At 62.9% G+C, this 17,529-nt stretch carries 13 protein-coding genes; 5 read left to right on the forward strand and 8 right to left on the reverse strand.

All coding sequences use genetic code 11. From position 1 onward, the window contains the following. Nucleotides 1–33 precede the first annotated feature (33 nt). From C3F36_RS01975 to dapB, 5 genes are all read right to left on the reverse strand, one after another. On the reverse strand, nt 34–939 hold the full coding sequence (locus tag C3F36_RS01975; protein ID WP_052130408.1) for a GGDEF domain-containing protein: 906 nt from the start codon (nt 937–939) through the stop codon (nt 34–36). Between the two features lie 242 nt (nt 940–1,181). Then, nucleotides 1,182–2,840, reverse strand: coding sequence for a 2-isopropylmalate synthase (leuA, locus tag C3F36_RS01980; protein ID WP_104454354.1), 1,659 nt, complete (start codon nt 2,838–2,840; stop codon nt 1,182–1,184). Nucleotides 2,841–3,343: 503 nt separating this feature from the next. Continuing rightward, nucleotides 3,344–6,568: a carbamoyl-phosphate synthase large subunit gene (gene carB, locus C3F36_RS01985; RefSeq protein ID WP_010675188.1), complete on the reverse strand. Its 3,225-nt coding sequence runs from the start codon at nt 6,566–6,568 to the stop codon at nt 3,344–3,346. A gap of 16 nt (nt 6,569–6,584) precedes the next feature. Continuing rightward, nucleotides 6,585–7,721: a glutamine-hydrolyzing carbamoyl-phosphate synthase small subunit gene (carA, locus tag C3F36_RS01990; RefSeq protein WP_010675189.1), complete on the reverse strand. Its 1,137-nt coding sequence runs from the start codon at nt 7,719–7,721 to the stop codon at nt 6,585–6,587. 659 nt (nt 7,722–8,380) lie between these two features. Next, on the reverse strand, nt 8,381–9,193 hold the full coding sequence (gene dapB, locus C3F36_RS01995) for a 4-hydroxy-tetrahydrodipicolinate reductase (RefSeq protein ID WP_010675190.1): 813 nt from the start codon (nt 9,191–9,193) through the stop codon (nt 8,381–8,383). 316 nt (nt 9,194–9,509) lie between these two features. Between dapB and C3F36_RS02000 the strand changes: the two genes are divergently transcribed. From C3F36_RS02000 to serA, 4 genes are all read left to right on the forward strand, one after another. Continuing rightward, nucleotides 9,510–10,856 carry a Na+/H+ antiporter NhaC family protein gene (locus C3F36_RS02000; RefSeq protein ID WP_104454355.1) on the forward strand — a complete coding sequence of 449 codons (1,347 nt, stop codon included), beginning with the start codon at nt 9,510–9,512 and terminating at the stop codon, nt 10,854–10,856. 104 nt (nt 10,857–10,960) lie between these two features. Next, nucleotides 10,961–11,557, forward strand: a complete 597-nt coding sequence (locus C3F36_RS02005; protein WP_104454356.1) for a 5-formyltetrahydrofolate cyclo-ligase — start codon at nt 10,961–10,963, stop codon at nt 11,555–11,557. Between the two features lie 143 nt (nt 11,558–11,700). Next, on the forward strand, nt 11,701–12,354 hold the full coding sequence (gene rpiA, locus C3F36_RS02010; RefSeq protein WP_104454357.1) for a ribose-5-phosphate isomerase RpiA: 654 nt from the start codon (nt 11,701–11,703) through the stop codon (nt 12,352–12,354). A gap of 265 nt (nt 12,355–12,619) precedes the next feature. Continuing rightward, a complete protein-coding gene (gene serA / locus C3F36_RS02015) occupies nt 12,620–13,852 on the forward strand; it encodes a phosphoglycerate dehydrogenase (protein WP_039040384.1) in 1,233 nt (410 codons plus the stop codon). Nucleotides 13,853–13,930: 78 nt separating this feature from the next. Here the strand turns inward: serA and C3F36_RS02020 are convergent, their stop codons facing one another. After that, the gene (locus C3F36_RS02020) at nt 13,931–14,311 is read right to left on the reverse strand and encodes a diacylglycerol kinase (RefSeq protein ID WP_039040385.1); all 381 of its coding nucleotides are present in this window, start codon (nt 14,309–14,311) and stop codon (nt 13,931–13,933) included. Between the two features lie 141 nt (nt 14,312–14,452). Here C3F36_RS02020 and C3F36_RS02025 point away from each other — a divergent pair, with 141 nt between their 5' ends. After that, nucleotides 14,453–15,520 carry a 3-deoxy-7-phosphoheptulonate synthase gene (locus C3F36_RS02025; RefSeq protein ID WP_041213104.1) on the forward strand — a complete coding sequence of 356 codons (1,068 nt, stop codon included), beginning with the start codon at nt 14,453–14,455 and terminating at the stop codon, nt 15,518–15,520. A gap of 240 nt (nt 15,521–15,760) precedes the next feature. Here the strand turns inward: C3F36_RS02025 and C3F36_RS02035 are convergent, their stop codons facing one another. Together C3F36_RS02035 and btuC are read right to left on the reverse strand one after the other, a co-directional pair. After that, entirely contained in the window at nt 15,761–16,534 is a 774-nt protein-coding gene (locus C3F36_RS02035; protein ID WP_104454358.1) for an ATP-binding cassette domain-containing protein, read from the reverse strand. Next, complete coding sequence (btuC, locus tag C3F36_RS02040; RefSeq protein ID WP_104454359.1) at nt 16,521–17,528, reverse strand: vitamin B12 ABC transporter permease BtuC; 1,008 nt, start codon at nt 17,526–17,528, stop codon at nt 16,521–16,523. The genes C3F36_RS02035 and btuC overlap by 14 nt, the downstream gene beginning before the upstream one ends. Between the last annotated feature and the right edge of the window lies 1 nt (nt 17,529).

Raw genomic sequence — 17,529 nt, forward strand, 5'->3', positions numbered from 1 at the left:
CTGGCCCGCTGGCTGCGGCATCCCCTGGCGCCATCACGCCAGCTCCACCCGGTTGCGTCCCAGGTGCTTGGCCTGATAGAGGGCGAGATCAGTGCGCTGGAGCAGGGCATCCACTCCCTCCCCGCTCTGGCTGATGCCCAGGGCAAGGCTCACGGTGAATCTTACCCCGTCACCTGAGACCAGCTCTTCGGTCGCGCACCTTATCTGCTCCGCCAGCGCACGGGCTTTGTCGCCCGTCATGCCGGGCAGCCAGATGGCAAACTCCTCTCCCCCAAGGCGTGCCACCACCCCATCCAATGGGCAGAGCTGGCGCAGCAGGGTGCTGAATTCACGAAGTACATTGTCGCCGATGGCGTGGCCATAGCGATCGTTGATCAGCTTGAAGTGATCGAGATCCAGCAGCAGGAGCGGCGTCCCCTCCTCTCCGTGCGCCTCCAACACGGCGCGAAACGCCCGGCGATTGGAGAGCCCGGTCAGCTCGTCTGACATGGCGAGGGAGGAGAGCCGCATCTGAGTGCCATACATCTGCTGCACCATCAGCAGCACACCCCAGGCCGAGGCCAGCATGCCGATCGTGCGCAGGCTGTCTTCCACCGTGGAGAGCCACCAGGGCTGGAAATAGACCTCATCCATCAGATCGATGACGCCGGAAACGAGCCAGAGGGTCAGCCCGCCGGTAAGGGAGAGATAGGTTCTCAAGGTGATCTGGGCACACTGCACCACCCAGAACATGAACAGCAGGGTCAGCACGTTGAGCGCTTCGGCCAGAGCCCCGACGGTATAGAGGTTGTGCTCTGCCAGGGGATCAAAGCTGACCCCGGCCAGGATCCCCGTCAGCAGCAGCAGACAGGGCAGGCTCACCAGCGCGAGACGACGGCAGGGAGGAAGCGAGAAGAACCGGGCGGGGTGAACGGATAACCTGAGGGGAGTCTTCATCATGTTTTGGGCTCCAAGCGCGCATGTCTTCTATCCCGAATGGCAGCCGTTGGCTGCCATCGCCAGCGAACCCCGACGGCATTCCTGGTGGCAAATCACTGATATTGTGGGCCGATTTTTCCATAAAAAACAATCCCCTCACCATATGGGTCAGGGGATTGTTGCAACGGGGACGGCGCGATCTGCCGTGAATCCGGGCGGGCGACCTTCCCTGCTCGCCCTCACGGCAAGCGGGCAGTGCCGCCTCAGGCGCTCTGGCGCAGGGCCTGATGCTGGGCGGCGCCGTTGATCACCGCCTGCAGGGAGGCGTTGACCACGTCGCGACCGACGGCGACGCCACACATCCGGGTGCCCTCGACGCTCAGCAGCACATAGGCGGCGGCGCGGGATTCGGTGCCGGCGGTGAGCGCATGCTCGGAGTAATCCAGCACATCGATGTGCATGCCGGTCTGACGCTGCCAGCCGTTGACCAGGGCGGTGATGGCTCCCTCCCCTTCACCGCACAGTTGCAGGGTGCCGTGGGGGGTCTGCAACTCCAGGCGCAGGCTCTCCTGACTGTCATGACCGAGCTGGAAGCGCCCGATGCGATAGCCGTGGGCAGGCTCGAGATAGTGCTGCTCGAACAGGGTACGGATCTGCTCCGGGCTGATTTCGCTGCTGCTCGCCTCAGCCTCGGCCTGCACCCGGCGGCTGAAGTCGATTTGCAGCCAGCGCGGCAGTTGCAGACCGAGGTCACGTTCCAGCAGATAGGTCACCCCTCCCTTGCCGGACTGGCTGTTGATGCGGATCACCGCCTCGTAGCTGCGACCGAGATCGGCAGGATCGATGGGCAGGTAAGCCACGTCCCAGTAGTGATCCGGTTTTTCTGCCGCGAGAGACTTGCGGATGGCGTCCTGGTGGCTGCCGGAAAACGCCGTGTAGACCAGCTCGCCGGCATAGGGGTGGCGCGGGTGCAGGGCAATCTGGGTGCAGGCCCCCACGGTGGCGACGATGGCATCCATGTCGGACAGGTCCAGCTCGGGGTCAATCCCCTGGCTGTAGAGGTTCATGGCCATGGTGACGATGTCCATGTTGCCGGTGCGCTCCCCGTTGCCGAGCAGGGTGCCCTCGATGCGATCCGCCCCCGCCAGCACCGCCAGCTCGGCGGCGGCCACCCCGCAGCCTCTGTCGTTGTGGGTGTGGATGGAGATGCTCACCTCGGGTCGCGCCTTGAGGTTGCGGCAGAACCACTCCACCTGATCCGCAAACACATTGGGGGTGCTCACCTCCACCGTGGCGGGGAGGTTCAGGATCATGGGACGGGCAGCGGCACGCCACTCGTCGATGACGGCGTCACACACCTCGACGGCGAACTCCACCTCGGTGCTGCTGAAGCTCTCCGGAGAATACTGGAAACTCCACTCGGTGCCCGGATTGCGGGCCGCATACTCCCTCACCCAGCGCGCCCCCTGCACGGCGATGGCCTTGACCCCGTCCTTGCCTGAGTTGAACACATAGTTGCGCTGGGTCGGGTTGACCGAGTTGTAGACGTGAACGATGGCCCGTTTCGCCCCCTTGAGCGCCTCGAAGGTGCGGGCGATCAGATCTTCGCGTGCCTGCACCAGCACCTGGATGGTGACGTCATCGGGGATGAGGTTGCGCTCGATGAGTTCGCGCACAAAATCGAAGTCGGGCTGGGAGGCCGCCGGGAAGCCCACCTCGATGTGCTTGAAACCGATGTGGGTCATCAGCGCCCACATTTGCAGCTTCTGGGCCACCGTCATGGGCTCGACCAGCGCCTGGTTGCCATCACGCAGGTCCACGGCGCACCAGAGCGGTGCCCGCTCCAGTACCCGGTTGGGCCACTGGCGATCCGCCAGGTTGATCACGGGGGCACGGCGGTATTTGCGATGATCGAAGCTCATATTCAGATTCCCTTGACGGATGGGCGAGGCGCCGGACGACCGGGCCGACAGGCGGGTGGGGCAAGGAGGGGAAGCGGGTTGGTGCGGTAACACCGTCCCTGACGAGTCGCGCGGCGGTAACCCCGCGACCGGTTTTCCTGCGGCCCCCGTCGGTCACCGGGGCCGGCCACGGCAGCCGGATCGGGCTGCGGGCGCTGATCCTCTCGCACGCCACCTTTTGGTGTGTCGGCGCAGACGACCTTGTTTGTATGAGCACCCAGTATAGGGAGGTCGTGGGGGCGAGAGATTGCGAAGATTGCACCCCATCATGCCAATTCAGCAATATTGATGCAGTGAAAGTTCATTCATGGGGTGAGTATCACCACCCATGATGAATTATTCGCCATCTCACCCATCTTCCTTGAAGGCGTTTCCCCGGAAGTGGCAGGGCGCAGGCAATAAAAAACCCCGCCGTTGCTGGCGGGGTTTGCGTGCATCGAGCGGGCAGTGTGCTGCCGGTGCTCTTAGCGGTTGTTCACCTTCTCGTGCAGCTCCTGCACCGAGTTCACATTGGCGGTGGCATCGACACTGATGGCCATGCAGGTGGCGAAGGCCGCGTGCAGCGTGGTGGTGTAAGCCACCTTGTGCTGCAGGGCGCCACGGCGCAGCTGCTTGGAGTCCTCAATGGCCTGACGACCCTCGGCGGTGTTGACGATGTAGGTGTACTCGCCATTCTTGATGCGATCCAGAATGTGCGGACGACCCTCGTGCACCTTGTTGACCAGACGCGGGTTGATGCTCGCCTCGCCCAGAGTCACGGCGGTGCCGTGGGTGGCGTCGAGGTCATAGCCCAGCTCCAGCAGCTTGGCGGCCAGGTTGACCACCCGCTCCTTGTCGCCGTGGCGCACGGACAAGAGGGCGCGACCTTCGCTCGGTACCTGGTGACCGGCACCCAGCTGCGCCTTGGCATAGGCCTCGGCGAAGCTGCTGCCCACCCCCATGACTTCACCGGTGGAGCGCATTTCCGGCCCCAGCAGCGGGTCCACACCCGGGAACTTGGCGAACGGCAGTACCACTTCCTTCACCGAGTAGTAGGGCGGGATGATCTCGGTGGTGAAGCCCTGTTCTTTCAGGCTCTGACCGGCCATGACGCGGGCGGCGATCTTCGCCAGCGGGGCACCGGTGGCCTTGGAGACAAACGGCACGGTACGGGCGGCACGGGGGTTCACCTCGATGAGGTAGATCTCGTTGTCTTTCACCGCGAACTGCACGTTCATCAGACCGACCACGCCGAGTTCCAGCGCCAGCTTGCGCACCTGCTCGCGCATCTCGTCCTGGATGGCCTTGGACAGGGTGTAGGGCGGCAGGGAGCAGGCGGAGTCACCGGAGTGGATACCGGCCTGTTCGATGTGCTCCATGATGCCGCCGATAACCACGTCAACGCCGTCGCAGATGGCGTCCACGTCCACCTCGGTGGCGTCGTCCAGGAAGCGGTCCAGCAGCACCGGCGACTCGTTGGAGACGCTCACTGCCTCGGCGAAGTAGCGGCGCAGGTCCTGCTCGTCATAGACGATTTCCATGGCGCGGCCACCCAGCACGTAGGAGGGGCGAACCACCAGCGGGTAGGTGATGCGCGTGGCCAGTTGCACGGCCTGCTCCAGGGCGGTGACGGTGCCGTTTTCCGGCTGCTTGAGGCCGAGGCGCTCGACGGCGGACTGGAAGCGCTCGCGATCTTCCGCGCGGTCGATGGCATCCGGGCTGGTACCAATCACCGGCACGCCATTGGCTTCCAATGCCCGCGCCAGCTTCAGCGGAGTCTGGCCGCCGTACTGGACGATGACGCCCTTGGGCTGCTCGACACGCACGATTTCCAGCACGTCTTCCAGGGTCACCGGCTCGAAGTAGAGACGGTCGGAAGTGTCGTAGTCGGTGGAGACGGTTTCCGGGTTGCAGTTGACCATGATGGTCTCGTAGCCGTCTTCGCGCAGGGCCAGGGCCGCATGTACGCAGCAGTAGTCGAACTCGATGCCCTGACCGATACGGTTCGGGCCGCCACCGATGACCATGATCTTGTCGCGGTTGGTGGGGTTGGCCTCGCACTCTTCGTCGTAGCTGGAGTACATGTAGGCGGTGTTGGTGGCGAACTCGGCCGCGCAGGTATCGACCCGCTTGTAGACCGGGAAGATGTTGTGGCGGGCACGCAATTTACGCACTTCCCCTTCGGCCACGCCGAGGATCTTGGCCAGACGGGCGTCGGCAAAGCCCTTGCGCTTGAGGGCGCGCAGGAAGTCGGCGTCAAGACCGGCCATGCCGCGCTCTTTCACCTGCTCTTCCAGTTTCACCAGCTCTTCAATCTGCACCAGGAACCAGGGGTCAATCTTGGTCAGCTTGAACACGCCGTCCATGGAGAGACCGGCGCGGAAGGCGTCGGCGATGTAGAAGATGCGCTCGGCACCGGCATCCTGCAGCTCGTGACGGATGCGGGTCAGGGAGTCGGGGGCGTTCAGGTCAACCATGGGATCGAAGCCGGTCTTGCCGGTCTCGAGACCACGCAGGGCCTTGTGCAGGGACTCCTGGAAGTTGCGGCCGATGGCCATCACTTCACCCACGGACTTCATCTGGGTGGTCAGACGGTCGTTGGCGCCGGCGAACTTCTCGAAGTTGAAGCGCGGCACCTTGGTGACCACGTAGTCGATGGCCGGCTCGAAGGAGGCCGGGGTACGACCACCGGTGATGTCGTTCATCAGCTCGTCCAAGGTGTAACCGATGGCGAGCTTGGCGGCGATCTTGGCGATGGGGAAGCCGGTCGCCTTGGAGGCCAGCGCAGAGGAGCGCGACACCCGCGGGTTCATCTCGATGATGACCATGCGGCCGTCTTTGGGGTTGATGCCGAACTGAACGTTGGAGCCGCCGGTCTCGACACCGATCTCGCGCAGCACCGCCATGGAGGCGTTGCGCATGATCTGGTACTCCTTGTCGGTCAGCGTCTGGGCTGGCGCGACCGTGATGGAGTCACCGGTGTGGATGCCCATGGGGTCGAAGTTCTCGATGGCGCAGACGATGATGCAGTTGTCGTTGCGATCCCGCACCACTTCCATCTCGTACTCTTTCCAGCCGATGAGCGACTCGTCGATGAGCAGCTCCTTGGTCGGGGAGAGATCCAGACCGCGCTCGCAGATCTCCACGAACTCTTCGGTGTTGTAGGCGATGCCGCCGCCCGAGCCACCCATGGTAAAGGAAGGACGGATGATGCAGGGGAAGCCTACCATCTGCTGCACGCCCCAGGCCTCTTCCATGTTGTGGGCGATGCCGGCACGGGGGCACTCGAGACCGATGCTGCGCATGGCCTTGTCAAAGCGGGAGCGATCCTCGGCCTTGTCGATGGCGTCGGCGGTGGCGCCGATCATCTCGACACCGAACTCCTTGAGCACGCCATGCTGCTCCAGCGCCAGGGCGCAGTTCAGCGCAGTCTGACCACCCATGGTGGGCAGGATGGCGTCCGGGCGCTCTTTCTTGATGATCTCGCGCACCACTTCCCAGGTGATGGGCTCGATGTAGGTGGCGTCGGCCATCTCCGGGTCGGTCATGATGGTGGCCGGGTTGGAGTTCACCAGGATGACGCGGTAGCCCTCTTCTTTCAGGGCCTTGCACGCCTGGGCGCCGGAGTAGTCGAATTCGCAGGCCTGACCGATGACGATGGGGCCGGCGCCGAGGATCAGGATGCTCTGTAGGTCGTTACGTTTTGGCATGGCTCTCTTTATCCTCTTAGGCGCGATACTGCTTAATCAATTCAATAAAGTGGTCGAACAGACCGGCACAATCGTGCGGGCCCGGGCTCGCTTCGGGGTGACCCTGGAAGCTGAAGGCAGGACGGTCGGTGCGATGGATGCCCTGGAGCGACCCATCGAACAGGGAGACGTGGGTGGCACGCAGGCACTCGGGCAGGGTCTGCTCGTCCACCGCAAAGCCGTGGTTCTGGGCGGTGATCATCACGGTGTTGTCGTCCAGACTCTTCACCGGGTGGTTGGCACCGTGGTGGCCGAACTTCATCTTGATGGTCTTGGCGCCGGAGGCCAGGCCCAGCAACTGGTGGCCCAGGCAGATACCGAACACCGGGGTGCTGGTATCAAGGAAAGCCTTGATAGCTTCGATGGCGTAGTCGCACGGCTCGGGGTCGCCGGGGCCGTTGGAGAGGAAGATGCCATCCGGGTTCATCGCCAGTACCTCGGCGGCCGGGGTCTTGGCCGGCACCACGGTCAGGCGGCAGCCACGGTCCACCAGCATGCGCAGGATGTTGCGCTTCACGCCGAAGTCGTAGGCCACCACGTGGTATTTCAGCTCATCGGCCGCCGGGGTGACGTGACCCTTGCCGAGTTGCCAGCTGCCTTCAGTCCAGCTGTAGGATTCGCTCACGGTCACTTCCTTGGCCAGGTCCATCCCCTTCAAACCGGGGAAGGCGCGGGCCTGTTCGAGGGCATGGGCTTCATCGAGCTGCTTGCCGGCCAGGATGCAACCGGCCTGGGCGCCTTTTTCACGCAGGATGCGGGTCAGCTTGCGGGTGTCGATGTCGGCGATGCCAACGATGTTGTGAGACTTGAGGTAATCGGAGAGGGATTGCTGATTGCGGAAGTTGGAGGCCAGTATCGGAAGGTCCCGGATGATGAGGCCCTGAGCATGGACCTGACTGGACTCTTCATCTTCGCTGTTGGTGCCGGTGTTGCCTATATGGGGGTAAGTGAGGGTAACGATCTGACGGGAATAGGAGGGATCTGTGAGGATTTCCTGATAACCCGTCATCGACGTGTTGAAAACCACTTCACCAACGGAACATCCCTCGGCGCCTATCGACACGCCTTTGAACACAGTTCCATCTTCCAGCACTAGCAATGCAGTGTGATTCAAGACAACCTCCAGTTATTTAGCTTTAAATTCAGCAATTTACCTGGGTGTTGCGGGCTCGGTTCCGGTCTTTGACAGGACTCGAACCCGGCAGATTTCTGGCAAATTGGGCGCATTCTACTTAAAAACGATCTCATTTCAACGTCTTTTCTCGTTTGAAATGCATCTAAATTCAATAAACAAGCAACATTACCCATTATCTATGCACTCACTCGCTTTGCAACCCCCTCTTCAAAAAGAAAAGCCAAACACAGACAACAAAGCGGCATCCGATGCCATGCAACGCACAAAAATCCATATTTATTACTTAATAAACAGCAAGATAGAAAATTAAAAAACAAACAACACAACAGCAAAAACACCATTTGAAGCCAGAAAAGTGAACACCAAGAATAGAAAACGTTTTTCTTGGATTGCATTTTTAGTCTATTTCACATCAGGGCGAAATGCCCCCCGCAGGGGAATATTGAGACCCAAAGCCGTTACCCCTTGATGACATTTTTGTCGCAAGAGGGTGGCAGGCTTGTAAGAATGGCAGGATTTAGCGAGGTTCACTCAAAAAGTGATGATTAAGGCTTATTTCTACAAAAAAGTGACAAAAAACCCCGGCGGACCGGGGTTTGGCAAACAGTACGGGAGTCTGCACTCCCCCTGAAGACGGTTTATTTCAGACCGAGCACATCCTGCATGTCATAGAGACCGGCCCCTTGCTGGCCGAGCCACTTGCCCGCCCGCACTGCACCGTTGGCGAAGGTCAAACGGCTGGAAGCCTTGTGGCTGATCTCGACCCGCTCGCCGATGTCGGCGAACATGACGGTGTGCTCCCCCACCAGATCTCCGGCGCGGATGGTGGCAAAGCCGATGGTGTTGCGATCCCGCTCACCGGTGATCCCCTCACGGCCATAGACGGCGCACTCTTTCAGATCCCGGCCCAGGGTTTTCGCCACCACTTCCCCCATGGAGAGCGCGGTGCCGGACGGAGCATCCACCTTGTGTCTGTGGTGCCCCTCGATGATCTCGATGTCGGTGTACTCCCCCATCACCCTGGCCGCCTGCTCCAGCAGCTTGAACACCAGGTTGACACCGACCGAGTAGTTGGAGGCGAAGACGATGCCGATCTGCTTGCCCGCCTCGTGCAGGGCCGCCTTGCCCGCCTCGTCAAAGCCGGTGGTGCCGATCACCATCTGCTTGCCATGAGCCAGTGCAAAGGCGAGGTTCGCCAGGGTCACCTCGGGGCGGGTGAAGTCGATGATGAGATCGAACTCGTCCTTCACCTTCTCCAGACTGTCGCTGATGATGACGCCAAGGCGCCCCAGGCCGTTGAGTTCACCCGCATCCAGACCGATCACGGCAGAGCCCGGTCGTTCCAGCGCCGCTCCCACCACCACGCCCTCGGCGTTGGCGATAGCCTCCAGCAGCACCTTGCCCATACGACCATTACAGCCCATCACGGCCACACGGATCGGATTGTCCATCTCCACCCTCTCATCTCTTTATTATGGAAAGAGACCGTTTTACCAGCCCGCGTCCCCTTTGAAAAGCCCGATCTGGCCCGCCAAACCACCCCGACATTTAAACGATAAATTCAATAAAAACAGAATAAATAACGGAATAACCAGACAAGTCAGAATCACGAAGCAAAAAGCCCTATCCATCTGGACGGCTATCTTGACCCGGGCGGGCCGACTCACTACTGTTGCCCCCCCATGGTGGCAGGATGCCCGCCCTGTGCCCGCCCCGGAGGCGCCACAGGCAACGACAGGAGGTCATTGTTCAAGTTTCGAGGAACACATGATCCAGACCCAACCCCGTGCCAGAGCCCTGCTGCCCCTTCTGGTCTTTCTTGCCATCTTCATCGGAACCGGTACCTGGCTGACCCTGCAGGGGGTCGAGTTTGCCTTCTACCAGCTCCCCGCCCCCGTTGCCGCCCTGCCTGCCGTCATGCTGGCCCTGCTGATGGGACGCGAGGGGTTCAACAAGAACCTCGAGACCTTCTTCAAGGGGGTGGGCGAGAGCAACATCATGGCTATGTGCCTCATCTATTTGCTGGCGGGCGCCTTCGCCACCGTGGCCAAGGCCACCGGTGGGGTGGATGCCACGGTCGCCCTCGGCCTCTCCCTCATTCCGGGCTGGTGCCTGCTGCCGGGGCTCTTCCTCATCTCTGCCTTCATTGCCACCGCCATGGGTACCTCCATGGGCACCATCGGCGCCGTGGCACCGGTGGCGCTGGGCGTCGCCCAGGCCGCCGGCATCGATCCGATGCTGATGGCGGGGACCATCCTCTCCGGCGCCATGTTCGGGGACAACCTCTCCATCATCTCAGACACCACCATAGCCGCCACCCGCAGCCAGGGCTGCGAGATGAAGGACAAGTTTCGCGAGAACATCAAGATTGCCGCCCCCGCCGCCGTGCTGGTGATCCTGCTCTATCTGGTGCTGGGCTCCACCGGTGAAGCGCCGGCTCCCACCGCCGAGGCGGACTTGCTCAAGGTCGCCCCCTATCTGCTGATCCTGGTGCTGGCCCTCTCTGGCATGAACGTCTTCATGGTACTGGGGCTCGGCATCCTGGCGGCCGGTGGCGTGGGGCTGCTTGGCAGCTACTCCCTCGGCCAGTTCAGCAAGGACATCTATCAGGGCTTCACCAGCATGCAGGAGATCTTCCTGCTCTCCATGCTCATCGGCGGTCTGGGTGCCCTGATGGAACGCCAGGGGGGGCTAGCCTGGATAAGTGAGCGCATCGCCGCCCTGATTGCCCGCTTCACCCGCCACCACGATGGCGAGCAGAACGAGAAGGCGGCCGAGCTCGGCATCGCCGGCGTGGTGAGCCTCACCAACCTGTGCACCGCCAACAACACTGTCGCCATCATAGTCGCGAGCAAGGTGGCCAGGGATCTGGCGGACCATCACGGGGTCACCCCGCGCCGCGCCGCCTCCATGCTGGACATCTTCTCCTGCGTGGTACAGGGGCTGATTCCCTGGGGCGCCCAGGCGCTGCTGCTGGGTTCCATCTTCGCCCTCTCTCCGATCCTGGTCGTGAGCATGAGCTTCTACCCCATGGCGCTGGCCCTGGCCGCCATCGTGGCCGTCTTCCTCAAGCACCAGATGGGGGCAGTGGCTCCCGCCCCCCACCGTTCCTGACGCCCGACCTCAGGGGCCGCCCGGCTGGCGGCCCCGCCATCGGCTTTTCATCCCGTCGGCCCCTTGCTAAGGTAGCGCCAGCCCACCTTTGCCCAGGAGTCCCCATGCCGGATACCCAACCCGAACGCCAGAACCTGCGCCAGCTCATTCGCCAGCGCAGAAAAAGCCTGAGCCAGGCCGAGCAGCAGGCGGCGGCCCAACAGCTGGTCGAGCGCTTCCAGGAACACCCCGGCATCCTCGCGGCCAGGCGCATCGCCCTCTATCTGGCCAACGACGGGGAGCTCGATCCCCTGCCTGCCATCCACTGGCTGTGGGCCCAGCAAAAGGAGGTCTACCTGCCGGTGCTGCACCCCTTCACCCCGGGTCACCTGCTCTTCTTGCGCTACACCGCCACCACCCCCATGACCCGCAACCGCTACGGCATCGCCGAGCCCGAGCTCGACGTGCAGCAGGTGCTGCCCCACAGCATGCTGGACATCATCTGCGCCCCGCTGGTGGCCTTCGATGAGGCTGGCAACCGCCTCGGCATGGGGGGCGGCTACTACGATCGCACCCTCGCCTGCTGGCACGAGCACCAGCTCGGCCCAAGACCCCTGGGGCTCGCCCACGATTGCCAGCAGGTGGATGCCGTCCCCCGGGAGCAGTGGGACGTGCCGCTCCCCCAGATCATCACCCCCAGCCGCAGCTGGCACTTTGCCTGATGAGGCGGGGGCACCCCCTTCGGTTCAATAAACAGGCAAACGATTTACATCTTGGGGATTTTTGCGCCGGAACGTGAGCACCATGGTCGCTCTGGGGGGGATGCTTGGATATAATGCGCCCGCTTTTTCCATAAGGATCCATCATGACTCAAGATGAAATGAAGAAGGCGGCCGGTTGGGCTGCGCTCAAATACGTGGTACCCGGCACCATCGTCGGGGTGGGCACCGGCTCTACCGTCAATCACTTCATCGACGCACTGGCGACCATGAAAGACCAGATCAAGGGCGCGGTGTCGAGCTCCATCGCCTCCACCGAACGCCTCAAGGGTCTCGGCATCCCGGTGTTTGACCTCAACCACATCGATGCCCTCTCCGTCTACGTGGATGGTGCCGACGAGATCAACGCCAGCCGCGACATGATCAAGGGGGGCGGAGCCGCCCTGACCCGCGAGAAGATCGTCGCCGCCGTGGCCGACCAGTTCATCTGCATCATCGACAACACCAAGACCGTCGACGTGCTGGGCACCTTCCCCCTGCCGGTGGAAGTGATCCCCATGGCCCGCGAATACGTGGCCCGCGAGATCCGCGCCCTTGGCGGCAACCCGGTGTGGCGTGAAGGGGTGGTGACCGACAACGGCAACATCATCCTGGACGTCAAGGGCATGGCCATCACCGATGCCAAGGCTCTGGAAACCCGCCTCAACAGCATCGTGGGCGTGGTCACCAACGGCCTGTTCGCCCACCGTGGCGCCGACGTTGTGCTGATCGGCACCCCCGAGGGTGTGATCACCAACTAAGGCCTGCTCCCCGGACCTCCCCCTCCGGGCAAGCCCCCGCCCCGGTCAGTCAATCTGACTGCCCCAAATGGACAACGGCGCCTCATGGCGCCGTTTCTGGTTATCCCTCAATGGGTTGTAGCAGCACATCTGCAACAATCGTTGATAACTTCAAAGAATTTGACTTTCGTCACAAATATTCCCTCTCCCAAACGTTTTTGCTACTTTACGGTTTTCTTCACACTGCAAGCCTGAACGCATTTTTCAAAACAATAGAGGGAACGTCATGACAGCCAAGTTTTCGCTGGACAAGGATAAGATCAAGGTACTGCTGCTGGAGGGAGTCCATCCCAACACGGTGGAGACCTTTCGGGCAGCCGGCTACACCAATGTGGAATATCTGAAGACGTCCCTGTCGGAAGAGGAGTTGATCGAGCGCATTCGTGACGTGCATTTCGTGGGCCTGCGTTCACGCACCCAGATCACCGAGAAGGTGCTGGATGCCGCCACCAAGCTGGTGGCCATCGGCTGCTTCTGCATCGGCACCAACCAGGTATCCCTCGACGCCGCCCACGTGCGCGGCATCCCCGTCTTCAACGCCCCCTTCTCCAACACCCGCTCCGTGGCCGAACTGGTACTGGGGGAGATCCTGCTGCTGCTGCGCGGTATTCCCGAGAAGAACGCCAAGTGCCATCGCGGCGTTTGGGAGAAGCTGGCCAACCGCAGCGTCGAAGCCCGCGGCAAGAAGCTCGGCATCATCGGCTACGGCCACATCGGCACCCAGCTTGGCATCATCGCCGAGATGATCGGCATGAAGGTCTACTACTACGACATCGAGAACAAGCTCTCCCTTGGCAACGCCATCCAGGTGCCGAACCTGGTGGAGCTGCTCAACATGTCTGACGTCATCAGCCTGCACGTACCGGAAACCGCCTCCACCAAGGATCTCATCGGTGCAGAGCAACTGCGCATGATGAAACCGGGCGCCATCTTCATCAACGCCTCCCGCGGCACCGTGGTGGACATCGACGCCCTGGCCGACGTCATCAAGAGCGGCCACCTCTCCGGCGCCGCCATCGACGTCTTCCCGGTGGAGCCCAAGTCCAACGACGAGGAGTTCCTCACCCCCCTGCGCGGCCTGGACAACGTGATCCTGACCCCCCACATCGGCGGCTCCACCCAGGAAGCCCAGGAAAACATCGGTCTGGAAGTGGCCAACAAGCTGGTCAAATACTCCGACAACGGCTCCACCCTCTCCGCGGTCAACTTCCCAGAAGTCTCCCTGCCCGGCCACAAGGGCTCCAGCCGCCTGCTGCACATTCACCGCAACCAGCCCGGCGTGATGAACCAGATCAACCAGATCTTCGCCGACGAGGGGATCAACATCGCCGGTCAGTACCTGCAGACCAGCAGCGAGATCGGTTACGTGGTCATCGACGTCGAAACCGAGCACAGCGAGAAGGCCCTGGCCCGTCTCAAAGAGATCAATGGCACCATCCGTGCCCGGATCCTGCACTGATAAGCCCTTATCTGCGCAGCAAAAAGCCCGTCGTGATGACGGGCTTTTTTATGTCAGGAGAAAGGCTGCTCTCGCAACCTACCACCAGCCCAGCAGGTTGCGGCCCACCAGGGCGCCCCACACCAGGGCATTGAGGGCCAGGGCGATGAAGACGGCGGCGGAGCCCAGATCCTTGGCGCGGCCCGAGAGTTCGTGATGCTCGGAGCCGATGCGATCCACCACCGCCTCCACGGCGGAGTTGAGTACCTCGACGATCACCACCAGCCAGCTGATACAGACGAGCAGCAGGATCTCGTTGAGGGAGTCACCTATCCAGAATGCCAGCGGCATCAGCAGCAGGATGAGCAGCAGCTCCTGACGGAAGGCGGCCTCGTTGATCCAGGCCGATTTGAGACCTTTCATGCTGTAACCGGTTGCGTTGATGATGCGGGTGATCCCGGTCGCGCCTGGCTTTGCCACGATAACTACCTCATTTGAAATGGCTTTTGGGTTCACATCCTATCAGAGCCGCCCAAGGTTTCCATCGGGTGACTTTTGCTTTATTTTATTCCCTTGCATTTTGGCATCCCGCCCACCTTATCCACTCGAGAATTGAGTCGTATGTCCATTCACACCGATGAATTGCGCACCCGTCGCCTGGAGGCCCTGATCACCCCCAGCGAGCTGGCGCACGCCTTCCCGTTAACCGACACCATCGCCCAGAACCTGCTGGATGCCCGCCGCCAAGTGGAAGCCATTCTGTCCGGTGAGGATCAGCGCCTGCTGGTCATCGTCGGCCCCTGCTCCATCCACGATCCCGCCGCCGCCCACGAATACGCTCTGCGTCTGAACACCCTGCGTGAAGAGTACAAAGAGAGCCTGTGCATCGTGATGCGCACCTACTTCGAGAAGCCGCGCACCATCGTCGGCTGGAAGGGGCTCATCAATGATCCGCGCCTGGACGGCAGTTTCGACGTCAATGAAGGGCTGAAACTGGCCCGCAAGCTGCTGGTGGACATCAACGAGACCGGCATGCCCACCGCCACCGAGTTCCTCGACATGGTGACCGGCCAGTACATCAGCGATCTCATCACCTGGGGCGCCATCGGGGCGCGCACCACCGAGTCCCAGGTTCACCGGGAGATGGCCTCCGCCCTCTCCTGCCCGGTGGGGTTCAAGAACGGCACCGACGGCAACACCCGCATCGCCATCGATGCGGTGCGCGCCGCCCGTCACAGCCACATCTTCTACTCCCCGGACAAGGACGGCAAGATGACCATCTACCGCACCGCCGGCAACCCCTACGGCCACGTGATCCTGCGCGGCGGCCACAGGCCCAACTACGACACCGCCAGCATCGACGAGGCGTGCGAGGCTCTGGCCCAGGTGGGCCTGCCGGAGCGCCTGGTGGTGGACTTCAGCCACGGCAACAGCATGAAGGATCACCGCCGCCAACTGCTGGTGGCCCAGGATATCTGCGATCAGCTGCGCCGCGGCCGCACCGGCATCGCCGGCATCATGGCCGAGAGCTTCCTGGTGGAAGGGCGTCAGGACGTGGAGAACGGCTGTGCCGCCACCTTCGGCCAGAGCATCACCGATGCCTGTCTGTCGTGGAGTGACACCGAAACCCTGCTGGCCATGCTGGCAGAAGCCGCTCAGGTGCGGCTGGAGAAAACCCGCCAGGGTTAACGGCTGCGCCATCATCCTTCGGCCAGAGCATCACGGATGCCTGCCTGTCATGGGTAGACACCGAGACCTTGCTCGCCATGCTGGCCGAAGCGGCCAAGGTACGTCTGGACAAGCTGGGCTGAACAGCGAATAAAAGCAAAGGGGCCAGTATTCCTGATACTGGCCCCTTATTCTTGCAGGCGGCCGATTACGCTTCGCTAATCGACCCTACAAACGCTATCTCTCCTCTGCGCCCCGTTCTCAAAGACTCGGCATAAACCAGGTGCGGCCGGCCGCTTCGATACGATCGGTGCGGATCTGGAACACCCGCTCCAGCAGCGCCTCGTCGATGATCCCGACGTCCCCTTCCCCCACCACGCGGCCCTGTTGCAGGCAGAGCACGCGATCCGCCCAGTCGATGGCCAGATTGATGTCGTGGATGGCCACCACCACCAGCAATCCCTGCGCGGCCAGTTGCTTGAGCAGCCGCAGCAGCGCCATCTGGTGATGCAGATCCAGCCCCGCCAGGGGTTCGTCCAGCAGCAGCACCCGCCCGGTCGGGTTGAGGCTTGGCCACAGTTGCAGCAGGGTGCGGGCGATCAGCACCCGCTGCTGCTCCCCCCCGGACAATCGGCTGAAGTCCCGTGCCAGCAGGGGCGCCAGTTCCAGGGCGTCGCACACATCCGCCACCGCCTGCGCCTGGGCATCGGGGCCCCCCTCCTCCAGCCCCAGGCTCAGCACCTGGAACACCGGGATGTGGAACAGCTGGGGCTGGCGCTGGGGCAGCATGGCGCGCCGCGTTGCAAGCTCGGGCCAGCTCAGGGTCGTGATGGCCTCTCCTCCCAGCAAGACGGCGCCATCGGCGGGCAGCAGGCCCGCCAGGGCTCCGAGCAGGGAGGACTTGCCGCTGCCGTTGGGGCCGAGCAGGGCCACCAGCTGACCACCGGGCCAGGCGAGATCCAGGGGGGCGAGGCGATGGGGGATGGCCAGGGCGCGGGCCTCCAGCCGCCAGGGGGTGGGATCAGCGGGACACATCGGCATCTTGCCTCAGCAGTAGATAGATAAAGAGCGGGGCGCCCACCGAGGCGGTGATAACCCCGATGGGCAGTTCACCGGCGTGCAGCGCCGAGCGGGCCACTAGATCGGCCCCGAGCAGCAGGGCGCCGCCCCCCAGCGCCGAGGCGGGCAGCAGGAAGCGCTGATCGCTGCCACCGCACAGGCGCAGCAGGTGAGGCACCACCAGGCCGACGAAGCCGATGACGCCGCACAGGGAGACCGCCACCCCGGTGAGCAGGCAGACCGCCAGCACCAGGCGTACCCGCATGCTGTCCACGTTCAGCCCCATGAGGCGGGCCTGGGTCTCCCCCAGCAGCAGTTGTTGCAGTGCCCGCCCCTGCCAGCAGAGCCAGCCGAGGGTGAGGGGCAGCACCAGCCACCACCAGGCGAGCTGCTGGCTGCCGTAGGCGAGACTCCCCATCATCCAGAACATGAATTCCCGCAAGGCGCCGTCGTCGGCGAAATACATCAGCCAGGTCATGGCCGCATTGGTGAGGATGCCGATGGCGACCCCAAACAGCAGCAGCCGCCCATGGCCGAGCCGTGCCCGGTGTGCGAGACGGATGAGCAGCATGGTCACCACCAGGGCGCCGCCAAAGGCCGCCAGCGACAGCCCCCAGCCCGGCAGATAGAGCCCGAGCCCCTTGGCCACCGCCATCGCCACCATGGCGGCCAGCCCAGCGCCGCTCGAGACGCCGAGCAGGCCGGGTTCCGCCACCGGGTTGTGCAGCATCACCTGGAGCACGGCACCTCCGCAGGCAAGGGAGGCCCCCGCCAGCAGGGCCAGCAGGGCGCGCGGCAGGCGCAGCTCCAGCAAGATACGCAGCTCCAGATCCCCCAGCGGCTGCCAGGGCAGCAGCACGAACTCCCCGAGGGCGAGGGAGAGCAGGAACAGGGCCAGGGTCAGCAGCGACAGCAGGAGCAGCCAGCGGCGCTGCCAGCGCTGCTGGCGACGGATGAGAGCGAGATACACG

The sequence above is a fragment of the Aeromonas sp. ASNIH2 genome (assembly GCF_002934795.1).
Taxonomy (GTDB): domain Bacteria; phylum Pseudomonadota; class Gammaproteobacteria; order Enterobacterales; family Aeromonadaceae; genus Aeromonas; species Aeromonas caviae.

What these genes read in the sequence shown, in the direction of transcription:
- C3F36_RS01975 (WP_052130408.1), bottom strand. Translation starts at nt 939, where the DNA reads ATGATGAAGACTCCCCTCAGGTTATCCGTTCACCCCGCCCGGTTCTTC.
- leuA (WP_104454354.1), bottom strand. Translation starts at nt 2,840, where the DNA reads ATGAGCTTCGATCATCGCAAATACCGCCGTGCCCCCGTGATCAACCTG.
- carB (WP_010675188.1), bottom strand. Translation starts at nt 6,568, where the DNA reads ATGCCAAAACGTAACGACCTACAGAGCATCCTGATCCTCGGCGCCGGC.
- dapB (WP_010675190.1), bottom strand. Translation starts at nt 9,193, where the DNA reads ATGGACAATCCGATCCGTGTGGCCGTGATGGGCTGTAATGGTCGTATG.
- C3F36_RS02000 (WP_104454355.1), top strand. Translation starts at nt 9,510, where the DNA reads ATGATCCAGACCCAACCCCGTGCCAGAGCCCTGCTGCCCCTTCTGGTC.
- C3F36_RS02005 (WP_104454356.1), top strand. Translation starts at nt 10,961, where the DNA reads ATGCCGGATACCCAACCCGAACGCCAGAACCTGCGCCAGCTCATTCGC.
- rpiA (WP_104454357.1), top strand. Translation starts at nt 11,701, where the DNA reads ATGACTCAAGATGAAATGAAGAAGGCGGCCGGTTGGGCTGCGCTCAAA.
- serA (WP_039040384.1), top strand. Translation starts at nt 12,620, where the DNA reads ATGACAGCCAAGTTTTCGCTGGACAAGGATAAGATCAAGGTACTGCTG.
- C3F36_RS02025 (WP_041213104.1), top strand. Translation starts at nt 14,453, where the DNA reads ATGTCCATTCACACCGATGAATTGCGCACCCGTCGCCTGGAGGCCCTG.
- C3F36_RS02035 (WP_104454358.1), bottom strand. Translation starts at nt 16,534, where the DNA reads ATGTGTCCCGCTGATCCCACCCCCTGGCGGCTGGAGGCCCGCGCCCTG.